Origin of the sequence: Streptococcus sp. oral taxon 431, from assembly GCF_023115445.1 — a bacterium.
Classification (GTDB): domain Bacteria; phylum Bacillota; class Bacilli; order Lactobacillales; family Streptococcaceae; genus Streptococcus.
The window spans coordinates 60,558-66,657 of the sequence record NZ_JALDUI010000012.1; the positions used below are offsets into that span (position 1 = coordinate 60,558).

The following is a 6,100-nucleotide window of genomic DNA, read 5'->3' on the forward strand; positions in this document are numbered from 1 at the left end:
GTTATTTTAAAAATTTTTAAACATCAATCTCGATATATCTTTTTTGAACATCAATATATTATATTTTACAGTTCCTCTGCAATTTTGTTGATCTTTCTCAGGCGATGATTGACACCACTTTTGGTTAAGGGATTTGTCAGACTATCTGCCAACTTTTGAATAGAATAGTCTGGATGCTGGATACGCAGACGGGCAACTTCCTGCAAGTCTGCTGGCAGATTATCCAAGCCAATTCTATCTTTGATTTTACTGATATTATTAATGGTTTTCATGCTTGCAGAAACCGTACGAGCAATATTTGCCGTCTCTGCATTATTGGCACGATTGAGGTCATTTCGAGTTTCTCGGAGAATCTTGACACCTTCAAAAGTATCACGTGCCTCCATAGCTCCTACTAAAATCAGGAAATCCATAATATCTTCTGCTCGCTGGAGATAGGTCACTGCACCTTTTTTTCGTTCAATCACCTTGGCATCTAACAAGAACTGCTGCAAGAGCGAAGCGATCCCTTGGGCATGGTCCAGATAAACTGAACTAATTTCCAGCTGATACTTGCCTGACTCGGGATCCCGAATACTCCCATTTGCTAAAAATGCACCACAAAGATAGGCACGACCTGCTTCTTCATCTCCTAAAATATCCGGATCAATTCCCGTCTCCAGACCAAAGAAAGAATCAGCCAAACGCAAATCCGCTAAAAGTTCTTGGACTTGTTCATCTGTAAACACAGTATAGACCCGATTTTTACGAAGATTGCTTCTCTGATGATGACGAATCTCCGACTTAATACCATAAAAGTGTAAAAACGATTCATAGAGATGGCGGGCAAGCTTGGCACTCTCTGTAACAACGGACAAGGTCAAGCCAGAACTAGACAAACCTACGCTTCCAGACATCTTGATAATAGCTGATAACTCATAGCGACTCAGGTGGTGTTGACCTAGGATTTCTTCTTTTACTGCTACTGTGAAACTCATTTTCTCACCTGTATGATACGCATTAATTCATCCACGATTAAATCCCCATCATGGAAGGCACCACCATTTTCCAAACGTAGGAAGTTGGATGAAATGACACGGGGAACTTGTTGATGCAAACCGTCAAAATCATGCTCAACCTGTACTAAATACTCATCAAAACGATTGGTATCCATATAATCTCTAGGTACCTTCTCGATATTAACAAGTACTGTATCAATAAATGGTCTACCCAAATGACGATGCAAGACTGCTACGTGATCACTATCTGAGAAATGTTCTGTCTCTCCGCGCTGAGTCATGATGTTGCAGACATAGGCAATTTCAGCCTTGGTTTCCAGAAGAGCCTGACCAATCTCCTCAATGACGATATTCGGCAAAATCGAAGTAAAGAGGGAGCCTGGACCCAAGACAATCATATCACTCTCAAGAATGGTATTGACAACTCGGCGGCTAGCCTGCGGTTTCTCATCGTCTAGAGTGTTGGTGACATAAACATGGTCAATCATGCCTGGATGGTCTGCAATGTGACTTTCTCCAGCTACTTCTGTTCCATCTTTAAAGACGGCATGGAGTGTCAAAGGATGGTCACTAGATGGATAAATCTTTCCTGTCGTATGGAAAAATTTACTCAGTAATTGCATAGCATTATAGGTTGAACCCTGCATTTCAGATAAGCCAGCTATGATAATGTTTCCTAATGGATGACCAGCAAAAGCACCTGCATCCTCAGAAAAACGGTATTGAAAGACCTTTTCATAGAATTTTGGCATATCTGACATGGCCACAAGGACATTACGTAAATCCCCTGGAGGTGTCAACTGTTGAATATTTTTACGCAATTCGCCTGAAGAACCGCCATCATCCGCAACGGTTACAATGGCTGCAATTTCCACATCCTTTTCCCTTAAACTATTTAAAATAACAGGGATTCCGGTTCCTCCACCAATCACCGTAATTTTTGGTTTTCTCATGAACGGTTTACCGTTTCCTTTCTTCGGTCTTTATCACGATGGCTTTCATTTACAGGCCAATTCTTAAACAAATCATTGGCTAATCGTTTGGCAAAGGCAACACTCCGGTGTTGTCCTCCTGTACAACCTACTGCAATGGTTAAAACAGATTTTCCTTCTTTTTTGTAGCCAGGTAGGATTGGTTCGATCAAGGCCAACAAATGGCGGTAGAAATCTTCAGATTCTTCATGATTCATAACATAGTCATAAACGGCCTGGTCTTCACCTGTCTGATTGCGAAGTTCTGGTAGATAGTAAGGATTTGGGAGGAAACGGACATCAAATACCAAGTCAGCATCAATAGGAATGCCATATTTAAACCCGAAAGACATAACCTCAATACGGAAGGACTGAGCCTGTTCTTGATCTGAAAACTGCTCTGCAATGGTCTTTCGAAGTTCACGGGGAGTTAACTCTGTCGTGTCTACCACGTTTTGGCTCATATTTTTTAATGGTGCCAAGAGTTCGCGTTCCAGCTTAATCCCGTCCAAGATACGACCATCTGCTGCTAGAGGGTGACTTCTTCTAGTTTCCTTATAGCGTGCCACCAATTCCTTATCTGCCGCATCCAAAAAGAGGATTTTAAAGTCCAAATCATCTTGGTTTTCCAATTCATCCAAGACAGCTTGAATCTCTGAGAAGAAAGAGCGGCTTCGCATATCCACCACTAGGGCTAACTTGTGGTCGTCATCCTTGGTCTCTACCAACTGCAAAAACTTTGGCAAGAGGGCTGGTGGCATATTATCAATGGTAAAATATCCTAAATCTTCAAAGGATTGGATAGCTACAGTTTTTCCTGCACCACTCATCCCTGTTACAATCACCAGGTGAAGTTGTTTCTTTGTCATCTTTGTCTCCTTATATCAAAAGAAGTTTGGAAGAACCAAACTTCAACTCGCTTATCCAATCTCTGCGATGACTTCAATTTCGACTTTTACATCGCGAGGAAGACGAGCTACTTCTACAGCTGAACGAGCTGGAAATTCCTTGTTAAAGGCTGTTTGGTATACCTCATTGAAAAGTACAAAGTCGTTCATATCACTCAAGAAGCAAGTTGTTTTAACAACATGGTCAAAATCCGTTCCTGCCTCTGCTAAAATAGCTCCAATGTTTTTCAAAACTTGTTCAGTCTGTTCTTGGATCGTTTCTCCTACGATTTCTCCAGTTTCAGGAGATAGAGGAACTTGACCGCTAGCAAACAAAAGATTGCCAACGATTTTTCCTTGAACGTAAGGTCCGATTGCCTTTGGAGCTTTATCTGTATGAATTGTTTTTGCCATTTGTATTCCTCACAATTTTTCTAAAATAGCATCCCAAGCTTGATCCATTCCTGCTTTTGTTACGGATGAAAAGAGGATAAAATCATCGCTTGGATCAAAATTTAATTTCTTTTTAATAGCTGATTCGTGCTTGTTCCATTTCCCCCGCGGAATCTTGTCTGCCTTTGTCGCAACAATGATGACAGGAATCTCGTAATATTTAAGAAATTCGTACATCTGTACATCATCTGCTGATGGATCATGTCGAAGGTCTACAAGACTGACAACTGCTCTAAGATTTTCTCGAGTAGTCAAGTACTCCTCAATCATACGACCCCATTTTTCGCGTTCTTTTTTGGAAACACGGGCGTAACCATAACCAGGCACGTCTACAAAACGCATCTTATCATCAATATTAAAGAAGTTGAGAAGCTGGGTTTTCCCAGGTTTCCCTGACGTACGAGCCAGATTCTTACGGTTCAGCATGGTATTGATAAAGCTGGATTTACCAACATTTGAACGCCCTGCAAGAGCGATCTCTGGCAGTTCATCCTGTGGGTAGTGGGACTTGTTAGCCGCACTGAGCAAGATTTCAGCATTATGTGTATTAAGTTCCATAGTCACCTCTAGGCTGTTTCTAGGATTGGTTTATCCGTTCCATCGACAGCTTCTTTTGTGATGCGGACCAATTTCACATTTTCCTGACTCGGTACTTCAAACATGACATCTAGCATGGTTTCTTCGATGATGGAGCGAAGACCACGCGCACCAGTTTTGCGTTCGATGGCCTTATTTGCAATCTCTTGAAGGGCTTCGTCGTCAAATTCCAACTCGACATCATCATAAGAAAGCAAGGTTTGGTATTGTTTTACCAAGGCATTTCTTGGCTCTTTCAAGATACGAACCAAGTCATCCACTGTCAATTGCTCAAGAGCTGCAAAGACAGGCAAGCGTCCAATCAACTCAGGGATAATGCCAAATTTTTGAATATCTTCTGCGATGATTTCTTGCATGTAAGAGCTGTTTTCGTCAATCGCCTTATTGTTTTGACCAAATCCGATGACTTTTTCACCCAGACGTTGTTTGACAATTTCTTCAATACCATCAAAAGCACCACCCACGATGAAGAGGATATTTTTGGTATCCACTTGAATCATCTCTTGTTGCGGATGTTTGCGTCCACCTTGAGGCGGCACGCTTGCAACTGTTCCCTCAATAATCTTGAGAAGGGCTTGTTGCACCCCTTCACCAGAAACATCACGTGTGATAGACACGTTCTCACTCTTCTTGGCAATCTTGTCAATTTCATCCACATAGATAATGCCACGCTCTGCGCGCTCAATGTTAAAGTCAGCGGCCTGCAGGAGTTTGAGGAGGATATTTTCCACGTCCTCACCCACATAACCAGCCTCGGTAAGAGCTGTCGCATCCGCAATCGCAAAAGGCACATTCAAGCTCTTAGCCAAGGTCTGGGCAAGGAAAGTTTTCCCTGAGCCAGTTGGGCCAATCATCAAGATGTTTGACTTCTGCAAATCCACATCTTCTGACTCTTCACGCGTATCGTGGAAATTGATGCGTTTGTAGTGGTTGTATACTGCTACTGCTAAAGCCCGTTTGGCACGGTCTTGACCGATTACATAGTGGTTCAAGATATGGAGGAGTTCGATTGGTTTTGGAACTTCTGACAAGTCTGCCAAGACTTCCTCAGCCAACTCTTCACGAATGATTTCCTGGGCCAACTCCACACATTCATTACAGATAAAGGCGTTGTTCCCAGCAATTATTTTTTGTACTTCTTCTTGGCTTTTGCCACAAAATGAGCAATAAACCATCATATCATTATTCCTAGTTGTAGGCATGATTTCCTTCCGTTCTATTCTATACTGTCATTCTATCTAAAATAAGGTCATGTAAAAAGCATGGATACTATTGACCAAATTGGTAAAGGCATTTAACCAGAGCAGGACAGAAAGTCCATAGCGCTTTTTACGAAAAGCCTGTGCCCCTGCAAGCAAGCAGACCAAACACAGCATAGCTGTGAAAAAACCAAATATACTACGTTCCATTAGACTTCCTTTCTCTTGCGGTATTGGATGGTAAAATCATAAGGATTTTTCTCATCTTTGGTATAGGATTTGCTTGAAACTGTCTCAAAAAGAGATAAGTCAAACTCCTCAGGAAAATAGGTATCTCCCTCCACCCGAGCATGAATGTGAGTCACAATCACTTCATCCAAATAGGACTCAAAAGCCTGAAAAATCTGCTTCCCACCGAGAATGTAGAGATTCTTTTCTTGAACCTGATACCAGTCCAAGACAGACTGGACATCGTGAAAAGTAGCAACTCCATCTATCTTTTCTTCTAGGTTACGTGTCAAAATCAAGGTCTCCCGTTTTGGAAGCAAGCGACGCCCCATCCCATCAAAGGTCACGCGCCCCATCAAGATAGCATGATTCAGAGTTGTTTCCTTGAAATGTTGCAGTTCTGCTGGCAAATGCCAAGGCAGACGATTGTCCTTACCAATCACACCCTTTTCATCTTGAGCCCAAATGGCTACGATTTTCTTTGTCATGCTTTCATCCTTTTCATTGATAGTTCTATTTTATCAAAAATCTTGAAAAAAGACTGTTTTGGAACGCCCTCCTAAATAGAAAAAATCCGTAGAAACTTTCTACGGATTCAGATTGAAGACAAAGTCCTTGGAACTCAAGTTTCTAAGGGCTTTTCTTTGTGTAAAGTCGTATAATAGAGGTAAGAAGAGTTGTGAGGTGTTTCCTATGTTTCACAAAGAAAAACCTGATTATAATCGTAAGCAATATGGCTTCTATACAATAGACGAATTGGTCCCAAA

Annotated in this window: 8 protein-coding genes; all 8 read right to left on the bottom strand. The window is 41.7% G+C overall.

Features of this window, described 5'->3' with window-relative positions; translation table 11 throughout:
* Positions 1-65: 65 nt before the first annotated feature.
* From whiA to M1R56_RS07270, 8 genes are read right to left on the bottom strand one after another with little or no spacing between them, the layout of a single operon-like run.
* The gene (whiA, locus tag M1R56_RS07235) at positions 66-977 is read right to left on the bottom strand and encodes a DNA-binding protein WhiA (protein ID WP_153225748.1); all 912 of its coding nucleotides are present in this window, start codon (positions 975-977) and stop codon (positions 66-68) included.
* Positions 974-1,951, bottom strand: a complete 978-nt coding sequence (locus M1R56_RS07240; protein WP_153225749.1) for a YvcK family protein — start codon at positions 1,949-1,951, stop codon at positions 974-976. Before M1R56_RS07240 ends, whiA begins: the two co-directional genes overlap by 4 nt.
* A complete protein-coding gene (gene rapZ, locus M1R56_RS07245) occupies positions 1,948-2,838 on the bottom strand; it encodes an RNase adapter RapZ (protein WP_153225750.1) in 891 nt (296 codons plus the stop codon). The genes M1R56_RS07240 and rapZ overlap by 4 nt, the downstream gene beginning before the upstream one ends.
* Positions 2,839-2,889: 51 nt before the next feature.
* Positions 2,890-3,270, bottom strand: coding sequence for a RidA family protein (locus M1R56_RS07250; protein WP_248035373.1), 381 nt, complete (start codon positions 3,268-3,270; stop codon positions 2,890-2,892).
* Positions 3,271-3,279: 9 nt separating this feature from the next.
* The gene (yihA, locus tag M1R56_RS07255) at positions 3,280-3,867 is read right to left on the bottom strand and encodes a ribosome biogenesis GTP-binding protein YihA/YsxC (RefSeq protein WP_248035375.1); all 588 of its coding nucleotides are present in this window, start codon (positions 3,865-3,867) and stop codon (positions 3,280-3,282) included.
* Positions 3,868-3,875: 8 nt separating this feature from the next.
* Positions 3,876-5,108, bottom strand: a complete 1,233-nt coding sequence (gene clpX, locus M1R56_RS07260) for an ATP-dependent Clp protease ATP-binding subunit ClpX (protein WP_025169664.1) — start codon at positions 5,106-5,108, stop codon at positions 3,876-3,878.
* Between the two features lie 36 nt (positions 5,109-5,144).
* The gene (locus M1R56_RS07265) at positions 5,145-5,315 is read right to left on the bottom strand and encodes a hypothetical protein (protein WP_000442260.1); all 171 of its coding nucleotides are present in this window, start codon (positions 5,313-5,315) and stop codon (positions 5,145-5,147) included.
* Entirely contained in the window at positions 5,315-5,821 is a 507-nt protein-coding gene (locus tag M1R56_RS07270; protein ID WP_248035378.1) for a dihydrofolate reductase, read from the bottom strand. Before M1R56_RS07270 ends, M1R56_RS07265 begins: the two co-directional genes overlap by 1 nt.
* Between the last annotated feature and the right edge of the window lie 279 nt (positions 5,822-6,100).

Bases quoted from the DNA above. Each gene is read 5' to 3' on its own strand.
- whiA (WP_153225748.1), bottom strand. From the start codon at position 977: ATGAGTTTCACAGTAGCAGTAAAAGAAGAAATCCTAGGTCAACACCAC.
- M1R56_RS07240 (WP_153225749.1), bottom strand. From the start codon at position 1,951: ATGAGAAAACCAAAAATTACGGTGATTGGTGGAGGAACCGGAATCCCT.
- rapZ (WP_153225750.1), bottom strand. From the start codon at position 2,838: ATGACAAAGAAACAACTTCACCTGGTGATTGTAACAGGGATGAGTGGT.
- M1R56_RS07250 (WP_248035373.1), bottom strand. From the start codon at position 3,270: ATGGCAAAAACAATTCATACAGATAAAGCTCCAAAGGCAATCGGACCT.
- yihA (WP_248035375.1), bottom strand. From the start codon at position 3,867: ATGGAACTTAATACACATAATGCTGAAATCTTGCTCAGTGCGGCTAAC.
- clpX (WP_025169664.1), bottom strand. From the start codon at position 5,108: ATGCCTACAACTAGGAATAATGATATGATGGTTTATTGCTCATTTTGT.
- M1R56_RS07265 (WP_000442260.1), bottom strand. From the start codon at position 5,315: ATGGAACGTAGTATATTTGGTTTTTTCACAGCTATGCTGTGTTTGGTC.
- M1R56_RS07270 (WP_248035378.1), bottom strand. From the start codon at position 5,821: ATGACAAAGAAAATCGTAGCCATTTGGGCTCAAGATGAAAAGGGTGTG.